The sequence below is a fragment of the Pandoraea sp. genome (assembly GCF_041919235.1).
Taxonomy (GTDB): Bacteria; Pseudomonadota; Gammaproteobacteria; order Burkholderiales; family Burkholderiaceae; genus Pandoraea.
The window spans coordinates 122205-144236 of the sequence record NZ_JAYRUC010000011.1 but is presented as its reverse complement, the minus strand read 5'-3'; the positions used below and the strand labels follow the sequence as shown (position 1 = coordinate 144236).

Genomic DNA, 22032 nt, shown 5'->3' with positions numbered 1-22032 from the left:
GCCTGCATTGTCATTCTACGAATTCGGTTCGCTTACTTCCCCGCGTAATCCGCGAGCGCCGCCACATCCTCACCGAACATCTCGCCCACCTCCTTGCGCAACACGCGCCCGTTACGACCGATCACATACAACTCCGGCAGGCCGCGACGCTTGCCCAGCGCCGCCTGCCAGGCATCGCTCTCCATGCCCGCGGGGAACGTGTAGCCATGCGTCTTCAGATAGTCGGCGGCTTCCTGCGGCTTCTTGTCGATGGAGAGGGTGACGATCTGGATCGGCTTGCCGCGCGTGGCGTCGTAGAGCTTCTGCAGATACGGGTTCTGCTGCGCGCAGAACGGGCACCACGACGCCCAATACTCGACGATGACCGTGCGGTCCTTAAACGCGCTGGCGGGCAACGTCTTGCCATCGAGCAACGTGAGCGACGGCAGCACGACGGTATCGCCAACCTCCAACGCCTGTGCGGGCCACGCGGCGGCCATCACCCCCACGCCCAGCACGGCGGCCAACATCCCCCGTCGCGCGCGCGCACTGACGTGAGGAGTCGAAAAGCTCAGGGATCTCATGCTTGCAGCACTCCGGAAGCCGGCGGCGACCGTCGATCGCAACGATCTCAGGTCGCCCGCCTGAACGGCGGTGGCTTACTGGTTGACGGGAGACGCGGGGTCGAGCAGCAGCGCCATGACGTCCTTCAACTGCTTTTCCGTCAGGATGCCCGCCGCACCGAAACGCGGCATGTTCGAGCAAGCCGTGTAGCTGTGCGAGTCGTAGACCTTCGCCCACGTGTACTTGAGCACTTCGGGCGAGTCGCCGCGCAACTTGCCGTAGTGATACAGCGAAGGCCCAATGTTGCCAAACGAGATCTCGCTCTTGGTCAACTGGTGGCACGCGTAGCAATTACCCCCGTTGACGGTATCGGCCTTGTCCGTGAACTGCATGCCTCGGCCGTTCTGCGCGACCTTCTCGCCTTCTTTCCAGTCGCCAAGATACTGACCATCGGCCGGTGCCTTGACGTTCGCCATCTCGGCCTTTTGCAGACGCTCCGCAATCTTCGCCGGCATCGGCTTGGTTGCGTACTGCGTACACAGCTTCTGCAATTCGCTCTGATCGATGCGATCGAGCTGAGCAATGCCCGAAGCTCGGAACGAGTCGCGCAGTTCCTGCACGACGGCCGCGTCGGTGGTGCCGGTCACCAGCTTCGTGCTCTCGCCCTCGGCGAAGGCCGTGCCGACAACGAGTGCCCCGGCCACTGCCAGCGCGACGCCCGTCGCGCGCAATGCGAATGATTTCATGGGTATGCCTCGCAATCGGTCAGCGCTTCAGGCCAGGGGCGTCCATCTTGCCGCCGTTGGCCATCACGCCGAGGAAGGTAATCAGATCAATGGACGCCTGCGAGCCGTAATTCAACACAGGCATGCGCTGCTGACGGAAGCAATCGTTCATCCGCCACTGCATCGTGCGCAGCGCACCCTGCGATACCCGATAGCCCGGCCATGTCGCAAATGCCTGGCGGGCCGCCGCAGGTTTCGTCAGATTCGGCAGGTCCTGAAGCCGGATTCGCTTGTCGTCCGCCCCGTGGCACGACGCGCACGAAAAATCGTACGGGCCCGCACGGTAATAGAAGATTTTCTGACCCCGCGCGTACGCGTCCTTCTCTTCCTTGTGCGATTGCGGCAAATGTATCGTCGCGCCACGCGACTGACCCGACACGTAGGCGGTGAGCGCTTCGAGATCGGTCGGGTCCTGCCCCTCCTTGGAGAACGGCTGCTTGATGACGTCTGCCCGCTTGAAGCCCTGCAGATGCACCATGCACTCGACAATGCGCGACTCTGCATCGAGTACGCGCTTCGTATCGGGGAAGTAGCGCGGCAGTTGCGCGTAAGCACCTTTCACGACGCCAGCGCCAAGACCCAGGTCGCACTGTGCGAGCGACACGTTGTTCGGGCCGCGCGGCGTCTTCCAGAGTTCTTCGCCTCGCATCTCCACGAGTTCCGCCGGATTGCCGTCGGCAAGCATCTCGCGGTATTGCGCGATGGCGTCCGCCGTCGAGCTCTCCGCAGCGAATGCGGGGGCACTGACGCCCGCAATGACGAGCATGCCGCCGAGCACGGTCCCCCGCAGCCAAGCTGCGTGGCCTCCCGCGCTCATTCGTACACTCGCCCGTGCGCTATGTTGCGCCTCGTTCATCTCGATCTCCTCTTCGTGGGGTTGGTCCGCGCGCAACGGGGAGGATCCCCAGGAGCGCTCGTGCTTGCACACTGCGCGGCGCGGATTCGACATCACGCCGTCCCACCCAGCCGGGCCCGCGTGGCAGCGTAGGTCGCCCGCCGCCGTGCACCTCCCGGCCTCCCGGCCTCCTGCCCATCAAGCGATGGTCGTCTCGTCGGTACGCGAATCGCCCTTGTTGTCGACCCACGTCACCGTGACCTTGTCGCCCTTCTTTGCGCCCTTGAACTTGAACGCCATGAACGGATCTTTCGAGACCGCCGGCCCCCATTCGGCCGACAGCACCGTCTTGCCATTGCACGTGACCGTAACGTTCTGGATGAAGTGTGCCGGTACGATATTACCGGAAGCGTCCTTGCGCTGGCCGGTTTCCATGATGTGACTCATCAACACCTTCACCTCGACGACACCGCCCGCCTCGGTTGCGCGAATGCGCATCGGATTACCCATGTTGTGGCTCCTCTGTTCTACGATGCGTCGCTTAACCGCCGCAGCCGCCCAGCGTGACCTTGATTTCCTTCTCGGCCACGAGGTACTTGTTGTCCGCCTTGACGAGCGCATAGACCTTCGAGGTCTGGCCCATCTTCACGCGCGTCGTCACCGCCGGCTCGGTGCCGTCGGGAATGTCGAACGACGCCGCGAGCGTGTTCGGATTCTTCTCGATCAGAATCGCGATCATTTGCGTATTCGGCGCCTTGCTCGTCACCGCCACCGGCACGACCGCACCGTTCTCGGCAATGTCGGGCGCAGTCAGCACGACCAGATCGCTCGGGCTGGCAGCAGTGCCGCCAAGCGCCTTGACCGTGTCCGCCACGCTCCGGGTCGAAAACGCCGCCTTGTTCCAATGCGCCTCTGCCGCGCGCGCCTCTTCGGGCTTGATCAGCCCGGCGGCTACCGCCAGTCCCATTACCGCGGAAAACCGCAGCATGTCGCGTCGCTGTTGGTTCATCTCTGTGTGTTTCCTTCTCTAAAGGCCACCGGTGCGAATTGTCCGGGACGGACGCAACGCACCGGCTGCCATTCGCTCGCCTGACCCGCCGCGCATACTGCATCGCGACCGGTCAACGAGCCCCCTGCCCCGGCCTTACTTCGCCGGGGCGCCAGCCAGAACCCACTCGACGAGGATCTTGGCGTCGGCATCCGACAGGTTCGGGTGCGCCGGCATCGGGATCGGACCCCAAACGCCCGAACCGCCACCCTTCACCTTCTTCACCAGCTTGGCCACGGCGTCCTTGTCACCCTTGTACTTGGCAGCGACATCCTGATAGGACGGGCCCACGAGCTTCTTGTCGACGGCGTGACAACCCATGCAAGCATTGGCACCCGCGAGCTTGGTCGCCGCTGCAACGTCGACACCGGCGTGCGCGAGCGAGGTGCCGGCCACCATGGCCGCAGCGATCAGCATCTTCTTCATCGTTTCTCCTTCGGTTTGTGTAGGGGACGGGGTTCCGCAGCGGCGCCGGCATACCGGCGCGCATCCGCAGACACCCCTGCCCGCTCAATGGGCACCACGGAGAATCCAGTCGACCATCGTACGGACGTCGGTCTCGGCGACCTGCGACTGCGGCGGCATTGGCATGCTGCCCCAGTTACCAGCGCCTCCGGCACGTATCTTCGCCACCAGTTTTTCAGCCGCATCCGACTGCCCATGGTACTTGGCGGCAACCTCCGAAAAGGCGGGCCCGATCTTCTTGTCGGTCACACCGTGACAGGCCAGACAACCATTCTTGTCCGCAAGCGTTGCTGCCGGTGACGTCGCAGCGGCGGTGTGGGCCGGCGCGTCCGGACTCGCCATGCCGAGCGTGGCGAGGGCCGCAGTCTTGCGCATCGACGCATTTTGCGCGGCGGTGCCCGACAGCGGCGGCAGCTTCGTATCGACACCGCGCACCGGACCGATGATCCGGTTTTGCGCGGCCAGATCTCCATGTGCGTCGCGGGCGTACGCAGGGAGTGCGGACGTCACGATACCAGCCTCGGGACAATCCTGCATACACGCCTTGTTATGAGTATCCGGTTTGTCGCCCACGCGCCACATGCCATGCGCGCGCGTCATCCCGTTGCGATTGGGCATGAGCTTCTGCACGTCGCCGATGTTCTTGTCCGAGAGCACGAAGTCCGATGGCACGATCTCCCCAAGATTCAGAATGTACGCCGTGACCGCATACACCTCGTCGGGCGTCAGGGAGCGCGGCGCATTCCACGGCATGGCGCGACGGATGTAGTCCCAGATCGTCGAGATCGTGTCGACCTTCATGAGCGTGGTGCGCACCGGCTGATTGTTCGCGCGCAGCGACGCCACATGCCCCGTCTTGATGTCGTCGGCCGTGGTTCCCCCCACCAGCGGATTGAACACCTCGTTGCTCTCGCCGAACGTGCCGTGACACGACGCGCAGCGCGAGTCGAACAACTTCTGGCCGTCTGCGACGGAGCCATGCCCCTTGGGCAACCCCTTGAAGTCGGGACGCACGTCGATGTCCCACGCGCTCAGCTCCGCGGGTGTGGCGTCGCGTCCGATCCCCGGCGGCGCCTTGATCGGCACGGACGCCGCCGTCTGCGCGGTCTTGGTCGCATGGGCGGGCGCCGCCTGCGCGGGGGCCGAGATCCAGGCCGCCACGGTCAGCCCCGCGAGCGTTAGCGCCGCCGCCCAGAGCCCGGTAATCACCACCGACTGCGCGCGCCGACGCACGCTGTGCAGTGACTTGCGTTCAATCGACGTGGACATTGGTCACCTCCCCGTTCGCCGCCACCTGCCACGTCTGGATCGCGTTGTTGTGATAGATCGATTTCGTGCCGCGCACTTCGCGCAACTGCCGATAACGCGGCTGAACGAAGCCGGTCTCGTCGATCGCGCGGCTTTGCAGCAGCGCCGGCGAGCCGTCCCATTGCCAGTCGAAGTTGAAGCGCGTCAGGCACTTCGGCAATACGGGCGATTCAAGTCGCGCCGTGCGCCACGTTTTGCCGCCGTCGGTCGATACGTCAACCCGTTTGATGCGCCCCCGGCCCGACCAGGCAAGACCCGTCACGTTGAAATAACCGCGATCGAGCAGTGCCTGACCGCCGGAGGGCGACGTGATGACCGACTTGCATTCCTGGATCGATGTGTACTGACGATGCTGCCCGTCCGGCATCAAGTCGACGTAGTGACTCGTTTCGTCCTTGGTATTCCACGGCGCGTCGCCCACCTTGATGCGACGCAGCCACTTCACCCACGACACCCCCTGCACGCCGGGCACGACCAGTCGCAGCGGATAGCCGTTCTCCGGCCGCAGCATCTCGCCGTTCATGCCCCAGGCGACGAGCACGTCGGAGAGCGCCGCTTCCATCGAGATCGTGCGCGTCATGCCCGAGCCGTCGCCACCTTCGGCGAGCACGTATTGGCCGCGCTTCGTGTCGGCCCCCACGTCGTCAAGCAGCACCGAGAGCGGCACCCCCGTGAATTCGCAGCACGACAGCATGCCGTGCGTGTACTGAACCGTCGGCACCGCCGCGTTGCCCCATTCCATGCCGGTATTCGCGCCGCACTCGATGAAGTGCATGCGCGACACCGCAGGCAAGCGCATGATGTCATCCATCGTGTACACCTTAGCCTCGCGTACGAGGCCGTGCACCATCAGGCGATGCTGCGTCGGATCGATCTCTTGCCAACCCTGGTGATGGCGCTCGAAGTGCAGGCCGCTCGGCGTGATGATGCCGAACAGACCCTGCAACGGCGCGAACGCGACCGATGCCTGCGTGGTCTGCGTCAGCCCCGGCGACTGGCGGCGTTGCAAATTTGCTTCGTATTTGGACGGCACGCCGTAGGGGCGCGCGGCCACCGGCTGGCCCAGCGACGTGGCCCACGGCCGCGGCTCGAGAATCATCGGATCACCGGCCCCCTGGGGCGCGTCGGCGGCAAAGGCGGCGCCCCCGGCGAGCGCGGCACCGGCGGCCAGAAAGCTGCGCTGCAGGAAGCTGCGTCGCGTTGGGTTCAACCCGTCGCGGCCAATGTCGGCGGCAAGCGTGCCGTCGACGAAATTCTCCGGAGCCCGGCGCAAACGGCCGGCTCGCGATGCGCTATCGCTGGTCTTGCTCACCCTGTCTCCTCGCGTTTTGTGGCGTGCGCCAGCATCGCGAGGACACTGGCACCTTACCGCTTGCGTTCGAATATCCGCGCGCAGTCTCGTCGCTGCGCTGTCCTACGGGTCCCACGGGTCTTGCAATGCGGCAGTACTACGGTTTCACAGCAACCTGCGAACGTCAGCCGACGCGCGGCATGAAGCCATCGACGGCTCGCCCCGGCAGCGCCTCCTCCTCGAGTCGGCCCGCGACCTGCACGCACACGGCACGGCAAATCTCGACCACCCCTGTATCCGCAATCGCGTAATACACCTGGTTCCCTTCGCGACGACGCGCCAGCACACCCGCCTGATACATCGCCCCGAGATGCCGGGAGACGTTCGTCTGCGACGAACCCACCTGCGTCACCACCTCGTTGACCGAGCGCTCGCCACCGCACAGCGCATGCAGAATCCGCAACCGGGTCGGCTCGGAGAGCAGGCTGAAGTAGTGCGACACCTTTTCGAATACGCGATCGAGTTCTTCCATGGCGGTCAGTCTTTGGGTTCGTACGAAGGCAGAAGGAATGTCGTATATGCCTAAATACGCATATACAGATAATCAAAACATTAGGCGAAGTAAGCAAGCTGCACTGCAACATGTCGGATGCCAATGCATCGCGGCGGACGACGCGCACTTCACGCTCGCCAGACGCTTTTCCGTATATACCGACGGATATAGCGCACCACTGCGCATACGATTCATCGACGCGCGACGTCGCACACGCCAACCGGCGCAGCCGCACGCGGAACGACTCAGGGGTTTGCGACATCAGGGAAAAACCCGATCAGAAAGATGAAAGGAAACGAGGCGCCGGCGCTACGCACTTAGCGCACCTAGCGCACTTCGTCCCTTGCCGGTGGCCATCACGCGGGGAGGTGACGTCCGGCCTCACTCGAATTGATACGACCAGTTCGCGTTGAACCGCAGCGGGCGGCTCGGCGAGTTCGTCGGGGCGTCGGCCATCGGCTTGGCGACCGACAGGTCGAGCGAGTAGTACTTGCTGTCCGAGATCCGCACGCCAAGCCCGACGGAAGCGAGCTGATTGTGGAACAATTGTCCGTAATTCACATAGACGCGGGCCGTATCGAGCATCAGGTATGGCTGGATCGTCTTGAGGAAGCGGAAGTCGGTGCGGAACATCCGATTGATCTCGATCGATGCGCCCCAGCCCTTGTCGCCAGCGATTTCGCCCGCCGGATAGCCGAGACCGAAGCGCTGACCGCCAAACGTCGCCTGCTCGGACGTCGGCAGCGTATTGCTGCTGTATTGCGCGCCCGCCGAGACGATGACGCCGAAATCCCATGGCAGCACCACGCCCTGCTTGCCGTCGAACGTGAAGCGCCAGAAGCCGAGATCGTACGGTCCGAGCACTTGCGCAACGCCCGCGGGCTGCGTTGTGTACGACTGGCTTGCGCCCATCCCAGTGAAGCCCTTGAACACGCCCAGCGTGGCGCTGCGGGTCTGCTTGTCGGTGACTTCGTTGTACGAGAGCTGCACCTGCGCGGCGCGCACGTTCGTCTGCGAATTGATGTTGTTCGGCGAATTCGGCACTTCGTAGCGATCGCGCGAATTCACGCCGTACATGCCGCCACTGACCGTCAGGTTGCGTTGATTGTTCAGCAGGATCGGGTACGACACGCTCACGGCGACACGTTTGGTGTCGAGGTGCCGTGTCAGGCCGGCGAGCGCCTGATCGTCCGGCTGGCCGCGATAATGCGACGCATCCACACGCGCCTGCAAACCCTTCGAGCCCAGCGGCTGGATGTACGACGCGGCGTAGAACTCTTCGTCGTTATGCCCCTTCGGTGCAATCGCGGTGAGTTGAATCTGTTCGCCGAGCGGGGTGAGCGCGTTGCTCGTCACCGTAAATACGCCGCGAATGCCGGGATTGTTGTAGGTGAGCGACGTGCCCAACGCCACCGGCTGACGCGAGACGTCCAGCGAAAGCTCGGTCGCGCCGTCGGTCTGTGTGGGCGGTTGCACGTCGGCCTTGATCTTCATGCCGGGCACGAGCGTGAGCAGATTCAGATAACGCTCGAAGGTGGCGCGCTTGAGCGGGCGCTCGGCTTCGATATGCGCGGCGATGTCGCGTAGCCGCTGCTCCGACGGACCCGGCTTGCCGGTGATCTTCGTGCCGGAGATGTAGCCTTCGACGACCGTTACCCGCACGAAGCCGTCGTTGAAAGACTGCGCAGGGACGAAGGCGAAGGACAGCAGATAGCCCGCGTCCTGATACATCTTCGTGACCTGATTGGCCTTCTCGACCAGATCGCCGATGGTCACTTCCTTGCCCGCCAGCGGCGCGAAGACCGCAGCCACCTCATTGAACGGCAGCGACTTGACGCCTTCGATGCCGAAACGCTTGGGCGTGATCTTCCGGGCGAGCAGTGCCTTGAGGGCATCTTCCTGCGTCGGCGGCTGAATGCGGATCGTGGCGGCCGGCGCCTTGGGCACGTCGATCTTCGGGATGCTTTGCAAGGGATCGCCGCGCACCGGACTGCCATCGGCCCAGGCTTGTTGCGCACTCAGCAGGCTGGCAGCGGAAAGCGACAAGGCAATGACTTGAACGACCCTGCGGTCGCGAGCCGACTTGGCCGAATCTCCACGCGCAACGCGCGACGCAAAATGAGCCCCCCCCTGGCGATACGCCATCCCTATGCCCCCATCACGCTTATTTTTCGTGCGGCCAGTGTAACCGAGAGGCGTAAGGCCCCGTCAACGTGGGAATTCGGGAAGGTGCGGCCCCCAAACAACAACACGATCGCGCGTGACCGCAGTACGTACTTTGCGCCGCTTAGAGAATCTATTCCAAACGCATTTCGTCGAGCGCAAATGCCGCTGAAGTCCGCATCAGGCCAGCATGTCGGCCCAGATGCCCTGCGCCCATGCGAGTCCCAGGGCAAATTCGTCCCGGGTGGCGCATGGCGACGCGCCGCCCGTGCCCGGCACCGGGAGCATGGTGCGCTGTGTGGCGTCGTATCGGTGCACGCTGGCCACATGCATCGCCTCGGTCGCCGAGACGAACGTGTAGCAGGTGTTGCTGTAAAGCGGTTCAGGGTTGATCGGACGCCCGGACAGCGTCGCCACGATCGCAGCGGCGCACACCTTGCCGTGCTGATTGGCCATGTGGCCGGACTTCGGCATTTGTGGCGCGATCTGAATGGCGTCGCCCAGGAGATGAATGTCGGGCTGTGCCGTCGACGCAAACGTCAGAAAATCGACGTCGCACCAGCGCCCGTTGGCCGTCGCCAGTCCGCTCTGCACGGCGATATCGCCCGAGCGCATCGGCGGGATGACGTTGAGTACGTCGGCCCGGATTTCCTCGCCCAATTCGAAGCGCGCCAGCGTCTTCGCGCCATCGGCCGCGACTTCGGTGCAGTTGAATTGCGGGTGATACTCGACGATCCCGGCCAATTGCGTGCGCCAGATCGACTGAAACTGCTCCGCTTCGGCCAACACCTGATCGTTCGCATCGAAGATGAGCACTTTCGCGCGCGGCTTGTGGTGCTTGAGCCACGCGCCCACCTGGCACGCGCGCTCGTACGGCGCGGGCGGACATCGAAACGGCGCTTCGGGAATGGTCAGCGCAAACACGCCCCCGTCGGGCATGGCCTGCAGTCGCGCATGCAACAGGGCGCTTTCGCGAGCGTCGGTCCACCCGACCGGCAGTGCGTTGCGCATCGCCGGATCGTTGAGCCCGCCAATCGCCTCCCGGCGCAGCGACACGCCTGGGGCAACGATCAGTTTGTCGTAGGAAAGGCGCCCGCCGTCAGCGAGTTGCACCTGCTTTTTGTCCGCGTCGATGGCGCTGGCGCGCGTACGCCGCCAGACCACACCGTGTCGTGCGACGAGCGTATCGTAGGGCACCGTCAGGTCGCTCACACGCAGATTCCCGCCCACCACGAGGTTCGACAACGGGGAAGAGACAAAAGCGGGATTCGGCTCGACGAGGGTGACCTCGATCGTGTTGCCTGAGAGGACGCGTAGCGCCTTTGCGGCCGTGGCACCGCCGAATCCGCCCCCAATGACGACGACTCGCGCGCGCGCCTTGACCGGCGTCGGCCAGAGCGGAGCCGCCAGCGCGGGGCGCGCCCCGGTCAGTGCGGCCGTCGAGCCCAAGCCGAGAAGAAAGTCGCGGCGACGCATCGGGTGCCCTACCGAGACGTACGCGCCGAAGCGGACGCGGCCTTGGCCGCCGGCTGCGACGCGAAATACGCGACGATGCGCTGCAACTCGTCGTCGCGATAACCTTTGAGGAGTTGAGGCATCAGCGTGGCCGACCGCCGCCCATCGCGCATGGCGAGCAGCGCGGTCATGAGGTCCGCCTCAGAGCGCCCCTCCAACTTTGGCAATGTCGCCTCGCCCGCGCGCACCGGCGCCGACGCGTTGTGGCAGCTCATGCACGCCATCGCCCAATCGCGGGCCTGCCAGTCGGGTTGGGATGCCGGCGACGTCGTTTGCGCAACATACACGGGTGAGGCGGCGGCAATACCGGATTCGGGGGATGCCGACGCTGCGCCCGTGGCGAATACTCCTGTGCCGATTATCAGAACGAGCGCTGCCGCGCGCGTGCGTCCCGTCGACAGGCGATGGGCATAGGCACGCGCGCGGCGGCGGCTCGGTTCCGGGCCGGTGACGGCTTGGGCGCTCACGACCGGTGTCCGGGACGTCCGGGGGCGCGTCAGTTACCGGTCTTGTTCGACGGACCGGGCTTGACCGGTGCATCGCTGATCGGCGCGGGCGAGGACAGCGGTTTGGCCGTCACCGTATCGGTCGTGATCGGCGTGGTCGTGACCGTGGCGGCGCTCGAATCGTCGGTCACCGGGGCCGGACTCTTCTGCGCTTCGGTCGACAGGCGCTGGGCTTCCTCCGGCTTCACGTATTCGTAAAGCTTGATGACCTTCTGCACGCCGTCGATACGGCTGGTCACGTTGGCGGCAATGCGGCCTTCCTCTTCCGATACGAGGCCGAGCAAATAGACATCGCCACGCTCGGTGACCACCTTGAAGACGTTGGCCGAGATTTCCTTCGTGTTGATCAGGTTGGCTTTGACCTTGCTGGTGATCCAGGCGTCGTTCGAGCGGGAGCCGAAGGAAGAAGCCGGCCCGAGGGCGAGTTCGTCGACAATGCCGCGCACGTTGCTGATGTCTTTGACGATCTCCACGGCGCGTTGCTTGCTGGCGTCGTTCGGGACTTCGCCGGTGAGCAGCACGCGGCGGTTGAAGACCGTCACGTTGACGTGAGCCGCGTCGGGCAGCGTATTGGCGATGTTGGCTTCGGCCTTGACCTGAATTTCGCGGTCTTCCGTCTGCGCGCCGACGGAACGCCGGTCAGTGGCGATCAGTGCGCCGGTCGCGGCACCGCCGAGAATGATGGGGGCGCAACCGCCCAAGGTTGCAACAATCAACGCTGCCGCAGCAAGCGGCTTGACCACGCGTTGGAAATTCATCGGGCTTTCTCCTGGTTGGATGGACGAACGGCGCGGCCCCCGCCGCGCACTGCCGGCACCGCCCGCCCCCGCGAAGCGGTGCCCGTCATGCTCTTGACGCCGAATGACGGCAATAGGTTCACGCTTCGCCGAACAGCACCGCGTCGACCAGGTCGCAAAGGCAGTGAATCGTCAGCAGGTGAACCTCCTGAATGCGCGCAGTCCGATCGGCCGGCACGCAGATATGCACGTCCAACTCGCCCAGGGCGGCATTGACCTTGCCGCCGCCCTTGCCGGTGAGCGCAATTACATGCATGCCACGCTCGTGCGCGGCCTCGATGGCCGTGAGCACGTTGCTGGAATTACCCGACGTGGTAATGGCGAGCAGCACATCGCCCTCGTGGCCGAGCGCGCGGACCTGCTTCGAGAAGATGGCATCGAAGTTATAGTCGTTGCCGACCGCCGTCAGGATCGACGAGTCCGTGGTCAGCGCGATCGCCGGTAATTCGGGGCGCTCGCGCTCGAAGCGGCCAACGAGTTCCGCCGCGAAGTGCTGGCAGTCTGCCGCCGAGCCGCCGTTGCCGCAAGCAAGAATCTTGTGGCCATTGGACAGCGCTTCGAACATGACGTCCGCCGCCGCGGCAATGTACTCGGGCAGCACATCGCTCGCCGCCTCCTTGGCTTTGATGCTATCTGTGAAGTGTTGCTGAATTCGTTCGATCGACATGGTCGTTTGCCAGGATGTCGCAAAAGCGGCCGGACCCACATGGCTGCCCCATGGGCAATGACCTGCAGGAACCGGCGTTCAGAGGCCGTCAGTCTTGAAAACGGCACGTTCGCAAGTGTAACAGGGCCGGCCGGCACGGGCCTCGTCAGAGATCGTCGACACGAAAGGCGTCGGGTAGCCAGCGCACCACGGGCGGGCGGCCGTCGAACGCCACCACGTCGAACCGGCAACGTCCCGCAGGACGCCGCAGCAGATAGTGGCGAGCGGCCAAGGCAAGGCGACGTCGCTTGGTGCGCGTGATACTCTCGGCGGCCCCGCCGAAGTCGTTGCGCGCACGCGCGCGCACCTCGACGAATACCAGTACACCGGCGCAATCCCGCATAATGAGGTCGATTTCGCCGCCACGGCACCGATAGTTGCGCGCGACAAGTCGCCAGCCGCGCCGCTCCAGCAGCGATTGGGCGTGCCCCTCGAACGATTCTCCCAGTTGATTCGACATGGTTGTTCCGATGTTTACCGTTACCGGCAATGCCAGTGTTGCCAAAGCCTGCACGCCCCGCGAAGCGACGCCTTCGTTTGCAGGAGTCCGACCCCATGGATGACCGCCTGATGTCGCTGGCCGAGGGCCAGCATTACCCGCCCGGCACGCTCTACGTCGTCGCCACACCGCTGGGCAATACAGCCGACATCACCGTGCGCGCGCTTCACGTCCTCGCCATGGTCGACGCCATCGCCTGTGAAGATACGCGCAACAGCGCACAGTTGCTGCAGCGTTATGGCATCGACCGGCCGTTGATTGCGGCCCATCAGCACAACGAGAACGAAGCGGCATCGCGACTCGTCGAGCGTCTGCGTGGCGGTGAGCGTATCGCCTACATCTCGGACGCGGGCACGCCCGGCATCTCCGACCCGGGCGCGCGGCTGGTCGACGCGGTACGCGCGGCGGGCCTCGGTGTGGTGCCGGTACCGGGTGCGAGCGCGGTGATTACGCTGCTCTCTGCGGCCGGGGCGTGGGTGGACACGTTCACGTTCGTGGGGTTCTTGCCGTCGAAGGCGCAGCAACGCGCGCAGGCGATTACCGCGCTCGCGAGTTCGACGTCGGCACAGGTCTTCTACGAAGCGCCGCATCGGATCGTGGAGACGGTCGCGGCGCTGGCCGAAGGCCTCGGCGGTGAGCGGCGATTGCTGATCGGGCGCGAGTTGACCAAGCGCTTCGAAGAGATTCACGCGTGTGCGCTGAGCGAAGGCGTAGCCTGGCTGAAGGCGGACGCAAACCGGCAGCGCGGGGAGTTTGTGCTGGCGGTCTCGGGCGCGTCGGCGAGCGCAAGCGACGATGGCGTCGACGCCGAAGCGCAACGCGTCCTCGCATTGCTGGTGGCCGAATTGCCGACCAAAAGCGCCGCCAAGCTCGCGGCGGCGATCACCGGCGCACCCAAGAACGCCCTCTACGAGCGCGCGCTGGCACTCAAGAACAGCGGATGACTTAACCCGCAGCGCGGATTGCGGTGTTGGACGGCATCAGAAATTGGATGTTTCCGACCGCGGTTGCGCCCTTCACCCAAACGCCGCGCCAGAAAAAACCCGCCGAAGCGGGTTTTTTCCATGGCAATCCGACGATCAGCTCAACAGCAGCGCGTCGTCGTCGAGCTGTTCGCCGCGCGTGCGCTCGAACATCTGCAGCAGATCGGGCACGTCCAGCCCCTTACGTTCGTCGCCCGACACGTCCAGCACCACCTTGCCCTGATGGAGCATGACCGTGCGGTCGCCGTAGTCGAGCGCCTGACGCATGCTGTGTGTGACCATCATCGCCGTCAGCTTGCTCTCTTGCACGATGCGCGCCGTCAATTCCAGCACGAACGCCGCTGTCTTCGGGTCCAGCGCGGCCGTATGCTCGTCGAGCAGCAGAATTCGCGACGGCTGCAACGACGCCATCAACAAACTCACCGCCTGACGCTGTCCACCGGAGAGCAGCCCGATCCGGTCCGAGAGCCGGTTTTCCAGCCCGAGATTGAGCAGGCTGAGCTTCGCGCGGAAGCGTTCGCGCAAATCCCGGTTCAGCGCGAAACGGAAGCTCCGACGCTCGCCGCGCCTGACCGCCAACGCCATGTTCTCCTCGATGGTCAGCGCCTCGCACGTCCCGGCCATCGGGTCCTGAAACACGCGCGCCACCTGACTCGCCCGCTGCCACGCCGTCTTCTTCGTGACGTCGTTGCCGTCGATGGAAATCGTGCCCGAATCGACCGACAGGTCGCCGCTGATGGCGTTCAGGAAAGTCGACTTGCCCGCACCGTTCGAACCGATCACCGTGACGAACTGGCCTGTCGGAATCTCCAGCGACATGCCGCGCAGCGCGCGGTTCTCGATGGGCGTACCCGGGTTGAAAGTGATCTTGAGGTCTTTTGCGCTCAACATGATCAGGCACCTCCGTTCTTGCGGGCGAACAGCTTGCGACGCGTCGCCGGCAGCACCAACGCTACCGCCACGAGCAATGCCGTCACCAAATTGAGATCCTGCGCCTTCAGACCGATGAAATCGCTGTTGAGCGCGAGCGCGATGAAAAAGCGGTAAAGCACCGCACCGACGACGACTGCCAGGGTGGTGAGAATGAGCCGCCGTGCAGGCAGAATCGTCTCGCCGATGATGACCGCCGCCAGACCGATCACGATGGTACCGATCCCCATCGAAATGTCTGCGCCCCCCTGCGACTGCGCGAACAGCGCCCCTGCGAGCGCCACGAGCGCGTTCGAGAGTGCCATGCCCGCGAGAATCTCGCGACCGGTGTTCACGCCCTGCGCACGCGCCATGCGCGAGTTCGCGCCCGTCGAGCGCATCGCGAGGCCCTGCTGCGACGAGAAGAAGTAATCCAGACCGAGCTTCACAGCGACGACGACGACCAACAGCAGCAGCGGACGCATCACAAAGTCCGGCAACCACGCCGGTGCGTTCTCCGGCAGGAGCATCGTGAACACGGTCGGTGAGGTAATCAGTGGCACGTTCGGTGCGCCCATCACGCGCAGGTTCACCGAATAGAGCGCGATCATCATCAAGATACTGGCGAGCAGATCCATGATCTTCAGGCGCACATTGAGCCAGCCGGTGATGAAGCCCGCCAATGCGCCCGCGGCCATCGCCGCCGCGGTCGCGGCGAACGGATTGGTGCCTGCGGCGATCAGCGTCGCCGCCACCGCACCGCCCAGGGCGAAGCTGCCGTCAACGGTCAGATCGGGAAAATTGAGGATGCGAAAGGAAATCAGCACCCCGAGCGCCACGAGACTGAAGATCAAACCGATCTCCAAGGCGCCCATCATAGAGAAAAGAGACATTTTCGTAATTCCACTGCGCAAGACGGCCCATGCCGGGTCTCGGCATCCGCGCTCGCTCGGCCGACGTCGGCCGGTTCGGGTCATCGCCGGTCGATGTGCGAGCGCTTTCGGGGGGAGCCGTCTCGCCCATTCGATAGGAAAAGAGCGGCGGGGACAGATCGTGTCCGGGCGCCGCCCTGTCGCTCTGCGGTGGGGCGAGCGCTGGCCCGCCCCGCCGCTGTCACGCGCGCTTTACTGCTTGATGACCGTCTTGGCTTCCTTCACCAGATCGTCCGACAGCTTCACGCCCTGCTTGGCCGCCGCCGCCGTGTTGACGAACAGTTCCAGGTTCGTACTGGTCTGCGAAGCAATCGCACCCGGCTTCTCACCCTTCAGAATGCGGCCAACCACCTTCCCGGTCTGACGGCCGAGGTCGTAGTAGTTGACGCCGAGCGCCGCAATGGCGCCGCGCTTCACGCTGTCGGTGTCCGATGCGATCAGCGGGATCTTGCGGTCATTCGCGACCTTCACCAGCGACTCGTATGCCGACACCACGTTGTTGTCCGTGTTCGTGTAGATCACGTCGACCTTGCCGACCAGGCTGCTGGCCGCCGAGCTGATGTCGACGGTGCGCGGCGCAGCGGCTTCGACCAGCGTCATGCCGGCCGCCGGCAGCAGCTTCTTCAACGCGTTGACGACCACGACCGAATTCGCTTCGCCCGGGTTGTACACCATGCCGACGCGCTTGGCATTCGGCACAACGCGCTTGATCAACGCGACCTGCTTGTCCAGCGGCAGCTTGTCGGATACGCCGGTCACGTTGGTGCCCGACGGTCCCCAGTTCTTGACCAGTTGGGCCGCGACCGGATCGGTCACCGCCGAGTAGACCAGCGGCACGGACTTGGTCGCGGCCGCCACGGCCTGCGCCGTCGGCGTGGCAATGCCGATGATCACGTCCGGCTGGTCGCCCACGAACTTGCGCGCGATCTGCGCGGCAGTGCCGACGTTGCCCTGTGCGCTCTGATATTCCCACTTGAGATTCTTGCCGACCTCGTAACCTTCAGCCTTGAGTTCGTCGCGCGCGCCATCGCGGATGGCATCGAGTGCCGGATGCTCCACGATCGCCAACACCGCCACCGACTTCGTCGCCTGCGCGAATGCCGCGCCGGTCGTGCCCAACAACGTTGCTGCCACTGCGCACAACAACGTGCGCTTGGCGTATTTGCCCATCGTCGACATCAAAACTCCTCCAGGAATGCTCTTTGATAGGTGCGCCGTGCCCGTGTCTCGGCGGGCTTCGTTCGGATGCACAGAAAGCGTGCACCGGCGCGTGGCGCACAGTCTACCCACATCCCCAGTAGCGAACAACGATTGTCAACGCAACTTTCTGGAAGGCCCGTGGAACATCGGATTGCGCCCAAACACTGGCAGATTGATGCGGCAATCGGAAAAAAAATAGTCGATTCGGTCGCAGGAAATCCGATGCGCGCACGTTCGTGTTGCGCGTTCAGCCAACGAAATACGCCGATTAAAGAAACAATCGGAGAATTTTGACGAACAACCCCCCGAAATGCGCAAATATCGTACATGAGGCGTCCCACTTTTCAGACAGCTCTCAGCACGAATTCAGGCCGACGCGCGGCGCGCGTGGTGGGGATGCCCGGGTCAGGGCGCGTTGTTGTCGTCGTCCAGACCGAGGGCGGCAACTTCGCTGCGGGAAAGGCGACGAATTTCGACCTTGGCATGTCCGGCGCGAATGAAGCCGAGTTGCTTGGCGGCGCCGTAGGAGAGATCGATGATGCGATTGCGTGCGTAGGGGCCGCGATCGTTGATTTTGACGACGACAGTCTTCTTGTTGGCCAGGTTGCGCACCAACGCGTAGCTTCCCAGTGGCAGGGTCTGATTCGCGGCCGTCGGCGCGTTCATGTCGAATGTCTCGCCCGTCGCCGTGCGACGCCCATGAAAATTCTTGCCGTACCAGGACGCCATGCCGGTCTGGTAAAACGTGCCGGCGTCTGCGCGCAGACGTGCTTCGCCGTCGCGATCCGGCGCATCGGGATTGCCGGGATTGCCGGGATTGAGGCCCTCGTTGCGATATGTGCCGCCGGGCCAATGCAGGTCGAAACTCGATCCGACCGGGGCGTTGGCTTCGCGCGCGCGCGTGCGCTCGCCTGTCGCCGAAGGGGCGGCAGCCGTCTGGCTGGAGGGTTCGAGCGGCGTTGTGCAGGCTGTCAACGTCAGGGCGAGGGCGCAGCCGACCGCGAACCGTGTGAGCATGTCGCGTGTTCGCATAGGGCGCAAGTTTAACACGCCGTCAAAGTCAACCCATCAGCGAGCGTTCACTTACGTGCCGAGACCTGCTTACAAAGCGTTACCCTCGCAGGGCGATGGTCCTGATCGGCGACGCCCGGAGGCTGCCGCCGACATCGGCGGCAAAGGTTGACGATGCCGCGCGTTGCGGCACATCGGGCGGGCGTCCCCCAGCCCGAATTACAATAGACGAAAACCGCGTCCCCGATATCTCATGAACGTCACCCTGATTCCTGTCACGCCTTTCCAGCAAAACTGCACCCTGCTCGTTTGCGACGCAACGAAGCGCGCCGCCGTGGTCGACCCCGGCGGCGACATCGACCGGATCTCGGGTGAGATCGAGCGCCAAGGGGTAACGCTCGAGAAGATCTTCCTGACGCATGGCCATCTCGACCATTGCGGCGGCGCGGGTGCGCTGGCCGCGAAGTACGAGGTGCCGATCGAAGGACCGCATCCGGACGACGCCTTCTGGATCGACCAGCTTCAGGCGCAGAGCGCGCGCTTCGGCTTTCCCGAACCGGAACCGTTCACGCCCGATCGCTGGCTGGGCGACGGCGACACCGTCACGTTTGGCGACATCACCCTCGATGTGCTGCACTGTCCGGGGCACACGCCGGGTCACGTTGTGTTCTTCGCGGCGGACGAGCGCCTGGCCAGCGTAGGTGATGTGCTGTTCGCCGGCTCCATCGGCCGCACCGATTTCCCGCGCGGCAATCATGCCGATCTGATCGCATCGATCCGCAACAAACTCTGGCCGCTCGGCGACGACGTGACCTTCATTCCGGGGCACGGCCCTGTCTCCACCTTCGGTCAGGAACGTCAGACGAATCCGTACGTGGCGGACGCCGTCCTTGCCGGGAGCGCCGTATGAGTCAGGTGATGTCCCGCACCCCCTCGCGCATCATTCCCGTCGATGAGGAGATTTTCGTCAGTACCGATGTCGAGGCCGATGGCCCGATTCCCGGCCCGCATTCGATGCTGAGTTTCGCGTCGGCGGCCTACACGGCCGACAAGGAGCTGATCGGCACGTTCAGCGCCAACCTCGAATGTCTGCCGGAGGCCAAGGGCCACCCGCTGACGATGAAGTGGTGGAAGACCGAGCCGGATGCGTGGGCCGCCTGCCGAGCCGATCAGGAAGATCCGACGGCGGCGCTCAAGGCCTATGTCAAATGGGTGGAGAAGTTACCGGGCAAGCCGGTGTTCGTGGCATATCCGGCGGGGTTCGATTTCACGTTCATGTTCTGGTACATGATGCGTTTCGTCGGACGCTGTCCGTTCTCATGGTCGGCGCTCGATATCAAGACGCTCGCGTTCGCCATGACCGGAATGCCCTATCGCAAGTGCATCAAGCCGCGTCTGCCGCAAGTCTGGCTCGATCCGCTGCCGCATACCCACGTGGCGCTCGACGACGCGCTCGAACAAGGGGCGCTTTTCTGCAATATGCTCGCCGAATTGCGGGAGCAGCAGAAGACGCTGACCGAACTCCCCGGCTGGCGCGGTGCCGGACTCACGGCGAACGCCGACGCGCCGGTATTCGGATCGGCCGCTGCAGAAGCGGCTGCGGCCGCAGCGGCCGATGCGGAATCGCCAGCCACCGGTCCCGGAAAGGACAGCACGGCCCACGGCTGAAGCACTGGGCTGCGGTGCTGCGGTGCTGCGGTGCTGCGGTGCTGCGGTGCTGCGGTGCTGCGGTGCTGCGGTGCTGTCGGAACGGTCGAACGCGGACAGGTTCGTCCGTTCCCGCACCGAGTCGCTTACAGGACGCTGTTCGCGAGCGACGGCGGCCGCGCAATCACGGCCTTGGCGCCATTGACCACGATGGGACGCTGCAACAACTTCGGATGGTGCGCCACGGCTTCGAGCAATGCGTCGTCGGTTAGCGCTGCGTCGGCCAGTCCGAGCTCCGCGTACTCGGTTTCGTTGCTGCGGATCATCTCGCGCACAGGCACACCCAGCAGCCGATGCAGGCGTTTTAGGTCGGCGAGCGTCGGCGGGGTCTTCAGGTACTCGATGACTTGCAGATCGCTGCCGCCCACGTCGGTGGAGCCCTCGACGAGGGCCAGCGCTTCGCGCGACTTCGAGCAGCGCGGGTTGTGATACACGGTAATCATGGTTACTCCAATGCGTCCAAAATGCGTCTGGTGCGACATCGTCCGTCGTACCTGAATCGCGCGCTCCGAGTATGCATGGTATCGCTGCATGCCGCTACCGACGACCATCGGCGCGCGGCACGGATGGCCCCCGCGCCCCCCAGACTTGGCCCATCGTCCAAAGCGCACACTGCCGCCGCATGACGCTACGTGTTAACCGCGCTGCGCGACTCGCCTGGGCCACGTAAGATAGCAATGAGCGTTTTGAGTTTTGCGATCGGTCCGCACGACAAGTCGAATCGCGCGGGTACACGAATCGTGCGCACGCGTTCGCTATCGGCGCAACCGATACATCGGAATGCCGGAATGCCGGTATGTCGGTATGCGAGCAGCCAGAAACGTGTCGCGAACGTAGTGGGAGTCAGTGCATGAATACATCGCTTTCTCAATGCCTGCGCGCACCATGGGCCGTCGTATGCGCCACCGTCATCGCAGGTACGCTGACGCTCGCCGGCTGCGCCAATCCGGACTTCGAACCCAAGAAGCCGCTGGTGCTGAACCTGACGCCCCGTCAGGTCCCGCACACCGCGCTGGATCAGTACAAGATCGCGGCAGCGCAACGCGTGACCGACGTCAACGCCCGGCAAATCACGCCGGGCAATCCCCAGCCCATGCTCCGCTCGGTGGTATCGCTTGAATATTGGGTCGATCGCAACGGGAACCTCACGCGTGTGGCCCTCTATCGCAGCAACGGCGACCATGAAGCGGAACGCATCGCCGTCACGAGCCTGCGACGGGCCAACCCGCTACCCGCGCCGAGCCGGGCGTTGGTCGACAGCAGCGGCCGCGTGCGAGCCGTCGAGACGTGGCTCTTCAACGATGACGGCCGCTTCCAGGTGCGCAGCGTGGCAGCACCTCAGATCGACGGGCAGTGATATTGTGACGGGCATAGCCCCCTACCCGGCCCGCGTTGGGCCACGGAGATGCGCATGCCGCGATTTGCCGCGAACCTGACTCTGCTGTATCAGGAAGTGCCGTTTCTGGACCGGTTTCGCGAAGCCGCGAACGACGGCTTCCGAGGCGTGGAATTCCTGTTTCCGTACGACTATCCCGCGCAAGACGTGCGGGCACGTCTGGACGATGCGGGACTCACACAGGTGCTATTCAACACGCCCGCCGGCGACTGGGCCAGCGGTGAACGCGGGCTGGCCGCATTGCCGGGCCGTGAAGCGCAGTTTCGCGACGGAATCGAACGCGCGCTCGACTACGCCGACGCGCTTGGCTGCCGTCAGTTGCACGTGATGGCCGGGTGCCCGGACGCGTCGGCGTCACCCGAGCGCTGCCACGCCGTCTATCTCGAAAACCTCGCCTACGCGACCGGGCAAGCGGCCGCGCACGGCATCACGGTCCTCATCGAGCCGATCAATCCGCGCGACTTCCCCCGCTACTTCCTCACGCGCCAGGATCAGGCCCATGCCATTCGTCAGGCGGTGGGTGCAAGCCATCTGAAAGTGCAGTTCGATGCGTATCACTGCCAGATCGTCGAGGGAGATCTGGCCGTCAAGCTGCGTCAGCACATCGACCATATCGGACACGTACAGGTCGCGGGCGTGCCCGCACGTCACGAACCTGACACCGGCGAGGTCAACTACCCCTTCCTCTTTCGCCTGCTCGACGAACTGGGCTATGCCGGATGGGTCGGGTGCGAGTATCGGCCGCAGGGTGCCACGCGAGCCGGGCTCGGCTGGCTCAAACCGTGGCTCAGGGCCACGCGGTAAGCCGTCGGACCCCGCCCTGGAGCGTTCCCGCTGCCCCCCCGAATCGCGCACGCCAAATTACGCAGGGCCAAATCGA

At 64.4% G+C, this 22032-nt stretch carries 25 protein-coding genes; 5 read left to right on the top strand and 20 right to left on the bottom strand.

Annotated features, from left to right (window positions below; genetic code table 11):
* Window positions 1-32: 32 nt before the first annotated feature.
* From ACE3UG_RS11215 to ACE3UG_RS11145, 15 genes are all read right to left on the bottom strand, one after another.
* A complete protein-coding gene (locus tag ACE3UG_RS11215) occupies window positions 33-563 on the bottom strand; it encodes a TlpA family protein disulfide reductase (RefSeq protein WP_374623644.1) in 531 nt (176 codons plus the stop codon).
* Window positions 564-638: 75 nt separating this feature from the next.
* Complete coding sequence (soxX, locus tag ACE3UG_RS11210) at window positions 639-1289, bottom strand: sulfur oxidation c-type cytochrome SoxX (RefSeq protein WP_374623641.1); 651 nt, start codon at window positions 1287-1289, stop codon at window positions 639-641.
* Window positions 1290-1308: 19 nt separating this feature from the next.
* Window positions 1309-2094, bottom strand: a complete 786-nt coding sequence (gene soxA, locus ACE3UG_RS11205; RefSeq protein ID WP_374623713.1) for a sulfur oxidation c-type cytochrome SoxA — start codon at window positions 2092-2094, stop codon at window positions 1309-1311.
* 267 nt (window positions 2095-2361) lie between these two features.
* Window positions 2362-2673, bottom strand: coding sequence for a thiosulfate oxidation carrier complex protein SoxZ (soxZ, locus tag ACE3UG_RS11200; RefSeq protein WP_374623638.1), 312 nt, complete (start codon window positions 2671-2673; stop codon window positions 2362-2364).
* Window positions 2674-2704: 31 nt separating this feature from the next.
* Window positions 2705-3172 carry a thiosulfate oxidation carrier protein SoxY gene (soxY, locus tag ACE3UG_RS11195; RefSeq protein ID WP_374623635.1) on the bottom strand — a complete coding sequence of 156 codons (468 nt, stop codon included), beginning with the start codon at window positions 3170-3172 and terminating at the stop codon, window positions 2705-2707.
* A 135-nt stretch (window positions 3173-3307) separates the two neighbouring features.
* Window positions 3308-3637 carry a c-type cytochrome gene (locus tag ACE3UG_RS11190; RefSeq protein WP_374623632.1) on the bottom strand — a complete coding sequence of 110 codons (330 nt, stop codon included), beginning with the start codon at window positions 3635-3637 and terminating at the stop codon, window positions 3308-3310.
* 84 nt (window positions 3638-3721) lie between these two features.
* A complete protein-coding gene (locus tag ACE3UG_RS11185) occupies window positions 3722-4945 on the bottom strand; it encodes a c-type cytochrome (protein WP_374623629.1) in 1224 nt (407 codons plus the stop codon).
* Window positions 4929-6296, bottom strand: coding sequence for a sulfite dehydrogenase (gene soxC, locus ACE3UG_RS11180; protein WP_374623626.1), 1368 nt, complete (start codon window positions 6294-6296; stop codon window positions 4929-4931). Before soxC ends, ACE3UG_RS11185 begins: the two co-directional genes overlap by 17 nt.
* Window positions 6297-6459: 163 nt before the next feature.
* Window positions 6460-6807: an ArsR/SmtB family transcription factor gene (locus ACE3UG_RS11175; protein WP_374623623.1), complete on the bottom strand. Its 348-nt coding sequence runs from the start codon at window positions 6805-6807 to the stop codon at window positions 6460-6462.
* A 402-nt stretch (window positions 6808-7209) separates the two neighbouring features.
* Window positions 7210-8874 carry a ShlB/FhaC/HecB family hemolysin secretion/activation protein gene (locus tag ACE3UG_RS11170; RefSeq protein ID WP_374623620.1) on the bottom strand — a complete coding sequence of 555 codons (1665 nt, stop codon included), beginning with the start codon at window positions 8872-8874 and terminating at the stop codon, window positions 7210-7212.
* A gap of 297 nt (window positions 8875-9171) precedes the next feature.
* The gene (locus tag ACE3UG_RS11165) at window positions 9172-10467 is read right to left on the bottom strand and encodes an FCSD flavin-binding domain-containing protein (RefSeq protein ID WP_374623617.1); all 1296 of its coding nucleotides are present in this window, start codon (window positions 10465-10467) and stop codon (window positions 9172-9174) included.
* An 8-nt stretch (window positions 10468-10475) separates the two neighbouring features.
* Entirely contained in the window at window positions 10476-10973 is a 498-nt protein-coding gene (locus tag ACE3UG_RS11160) for a cytochrome c (RefSeq protein ID WP_374623613.1), read from the bottom strand.
* A gap of 29 nt (window positions 10974-11002) precedes the next feature.
* The gene (locus ACE3UG_RS11155; RefSeq protein ID WP_374623611.1) at window positions 11003-11770 is read right to left on the bottom strand and encodes a BON domain-containing protein; all 768 of its coding nucleotides are present in this window, start codon (window positions 11768-11770) and stop codon (window positions 11003-11005) included.
* A 118-nt stretch (window positions 11771-11888) separates the two neighbouring features.
* A complete protein-coding gene (locus tag ACE3UG_RS11150; RefSeq protein ID WP_374623609.1) occupies window positions 11889-12476 on the bottom strand; it encodes a phosphoheptose isomerase in 588 nt (195 codons plus the stop codon).
* 145 nt (window positions 12477-12621) lie between these two features.
* On the bottom strand, window positions 12622-12975 hold the full coding sequence (locus ACE3UG_RS11145) for a YraN family protein (protein ID WP_374623606.1): 354 nt from the start codon (window positions 12973-12975) through the stop codon (window positions 12622-12624).
* Between the two features lie 95 nt (window positions 12976-13070).
* Here ACE3UG_RS11145 and rsmI point away from each other — a divergent pair, with 95 nt between their 5' ends.
* The gene (rsmI, locus tag ACE3UG_RS11140) at window positions 13071-13958 is read left to right on the top strand and encodes a 16S rRNA (cytidine(1402)-2'-O)-methyltransferase (RefSeq protein WP_374623604.1); all 888 of its coding nucleotides are present in this window, start codon (window positions 13071-13073) and stop codon (window positions 13956-13958) included.
* A gap of 135 nt (window positions 13959-14093) precedes the next feature.
* On the opposite strand, the gene ACE3UG_RS11135 is transcribed toward rsmI, so the two are convergent.
* From ACE3UG_RS11135 to ACE3UG_RS11120, 4 genes are all read right to left on the bottom strand, one after another.
* Window positions 14094-14888, bottom strand: coding sequence for an ABC transporter ATP-binding protein (locus ACE3UG_RS11135; protein WP_374623602.1), 795 nt, complete (start codon window positions 14886-14888; stop codon window positions 14094-14096).
* Window positions 14889-14890: 2 nt separating this feature from the next.
* Window positions 14891-15799 carry an ABC transporter permease gene (locus tag ACE3UG_RS11130; protein WP_374623599.1) on the bottom strand — a complete coding sequence of 303 codons (909 nt, stop codon included), beginning with the start codon at window positions 15797-15799 and terminating at the stop codon, window positions 14891-14893.
* 231 nt (window positions 15800-16030) lie between these two features.
* Window positions 16031-17017 (bottom strand): ABC transporter substrate-binding protein, encoded by a 987-nt coding sequence (locus ACE3UG_RS11125; RefSeq protein ID WP_374623597.1) that lies wholly within the window; start codon window positions 17015-17017, stop codon window positions 16031-16033.
* A gap of 426 nt (window positions 17018-17443) precedes the next feature.
* Window positions 17444-18055, bottom strand: coding sequence for a septal ring lytic transglycosylase RlpA family protein (locus ACE3UG_RS11120; RefSeq protein WP_374623595.1), 612 nt, complete (start codon window positions 18053-18055; stop codon window positions 17444-17446).
* Between the two features lie 247 nt (window positions 18056-18302).
* On the opposite strand from ACE3UG_RS11120, the gene ACE3UG_RS11115 reads away from it, so the two are divergent.
* Both ACE3UG_RS11115 and ACE3UG_RS11110 read left to right on the top strand, forming a co-directional pair.
* Window positions 18303-18959, top strand: a complete 657-nt coding sequence (locus tag ACE3UG_RS11115) for an MBL fold metallo-hydrolase (protein ID WP_374623593.1) — start codon at window positions 18303-18305, stop codon at window positions 18957-18959.
* Window positions 18960-18967: 8 nt separating this feature from the next.
* Window positions 18968-19717, top strand: a complete 750-nt coding sequence (locus ACE3UG_RS11110) for an exonuclease (protein WP_374623590.1) — start codon at window positions 18968-18970, stop codon at window positions 19715-19717.
* A gap of 125 nt (window positions 19718-19842) precedes the next feature.
* On the opposite strand, the gene arsC is transcribed toward ACE3UG_RS11110, so the two are convergent.
* A complete protein-coding gene (arsC, locus tag ACE3UG_RS11105; RefSeq protein WP_374623588.1) occupies window positions 19843-20199 on the bottom strand; it encodes an arsenate reductase (glutaredoxin) in 357 nt (118 codons plus the stop codon).
* Window positions 20200-20606: 407 nt separating this feature from the next.
* Here arsC and ACE3UG_RS11100 point away from each other — a divergent pair, with 407 nt between their 5' ends.
* Together ACE3UG_RS11100 and otnI are read left to right on the top strand one after the other, a co-directional pair.
* The gene (locus tag ACE3UG_RS11100) at window positions 20607-21113 is read left to right on the top strand and encodes an energy transducer TonB (RefSeq protein WP_374623585.1); all 507 of its coding nucleotides are present in this window, start codon (window positions 20607-20609) and stop codon (window positions 21111-21113) included.
* A gap of 54 nt (window positions 21114-21167) precedes the next feature.
* Entirely contained in the window at window positions 21168-21956 is a 789-nt protein-coding gene (otnI, locus tag ACE3UG_RS11095) for a 2-oxo-tetronate isomerase (RefSeq protein ID WP_374623582.1), read from the top strand.
* Window positions 21957-22032 lie beyond the last annotated feature (76 nt).

Bases quoted from the DNA above. Each gene is read 5' to 3' on its own strand.
- arsC (WP_374623588.1), bottom strand. From the start codon at position 20,199: ATGATTACCGTGTATCACAACCCGCGCTGCTCGAAGTCGCGCGAAGCG.
- ACE3UG_RS11135 (WP_374623602.1), bottom strand. From the start codon at position 14,888: ATGTTGAGCGCAAAAGACCTCAAGATCACTTTCAACCCGGGTACGCCC.
- ACE3UG_RS11130 (WP_374623599.1), bottom strand. From the start codon at position 15,799: ATGTCTCTTTTCTCTATGATGGGCGCCTTGGAGATCGGTTTGATCTTC.
- ACE3UG_RS11150 (WP_374623609.1), bottom strand. From the start codon at position 12,476: ATGTCGATCGAACGAATTCAGCAACACTTCACAGATAGCATCAAAGCC.
- ACE3UG_RS11125 (WP_374623597.1), bottom strand. From the start codon at position 17,017: ATGTCGACGATGGGCAAATACGCCAAGCGCACGTTGTTGTGCGCAGTG.
- ACE3UG_RS11100 (WP_374623585.1), top strand. From the start codon at position 20,607: ATGAATACATCGCTTTCTCAATGCCTGCGCGCACCATGGGCCGTCGTA.
- ACE3UG_RS11185 (WP_374623629.1), bottom strand. From the start codon at position 4,945: ATGTCCACGTCGATTGAACGCAAGTCACTGCACAGCGTGCGTCGGCGC.
- ACE3UG_RS11215 (WP_374623644.1), bottom strand. From the start codon at position 563: ATGAGATCCCTGAGCTTTTCGACTCCTCACGTCAGTGCGCGCGCGCGA.
- otnI (WP_374623582.1), top strand. From the start codon at position 21,168: ATGCCGCGATTTGCCGCGAACCTGACTCTGCTGTATCAGGAAGTGCCG.
- ACE3UG_RS11115 (WP_374623593.1), top strand. From the start codon at position 18,303: ATGAACGTCACCCTGATTCCTGTCACGCCTTTCCAGCAAAACTGCACC.
- soxA (WP_374623713.1), bottom strand. From the start codon at position 2,094: ATGCTCGTCATTGCGGGCGTCAGTGCCCCCGCATTCGCTGCGGAGAGC.
- ACE3UG_RS11190 (WP_374623632.1), bottom strand. From the start codon at position 3,637: ATGAAGAAGATGCTGATCGCTGCGGCCATGGTGGCCGGCACCTCGCTC.
- soxX (WP_374623641.1), bottom strand. From the start codon at position 1,289: ATGAAATCATTCGCATTGCGCGCGACGGGCGTCGCGCTGGCAGTGGCC.
- ACE3UG_RS11145 (WP_374623606.1), bottom strand. From the start codon at position 12,975: ATGTCGAATCAACTGGGAGAATCGTTCGAGGGGCACGCCCAATCGCTG.
- soxY (WP_374623635.1), bottom strand. From the start codon at position 3,172: ATGAACCAACAGCGACGCGACATGCTGCGGTTTTCCGCGGTAATGGGA.
- ACE3UG_RS11175 (WP_374623623.1), bottom strand. From the start codon at position 6,807: ATGGAAGAACTCGATCGCGTATTCGAAAAGGTGTCGCACTACTTCAGC.
- ACE3UG_RS11165 (WP_374623617.1), bottom strand. From the start codon at position 10,467: ATGCGTCGCCGCGACTTTCTTCTCGGCTTGGGCTCGACGGCCGCACTG.
- ACE3UG_RS11120 (WP_374623595.1), bottom strand. From the start codon at position 18,055: ATGCTCACACGGTTCGCGGTCGGCTGCGCCCTCGCCCTGACGTTGACA.
- soxZ (WP_374623638.1), bottom strand. From the start codon at position 2,673: ATGGGTAATCCGATGCGCATTCGCGCAACCGAGGCGGGCGGTGTCGTC.
- ACE3UG_RS11155 (WP_374623611.1), bottom strand. From the start codon at position 11,770: ATGAATTTCCAACGCGTGGTCAAGCCGCTTGCTGCGGCAGCGTTGATT.
- ACE3UG_RS11110 (WP_374623590.1), top strand. From the start codon at position 18,968: ATGTCCCGCACCCCCTCGCGCATCATTCCCGTCGATGAGGAGATTTTC.
- rsmI (WP_374623604.1), top strand. From the start codon at position 13,071: ATGGATGACCGCCTGATGTCGCTGGCCGAGGGCCAGCATTACCCGCCC.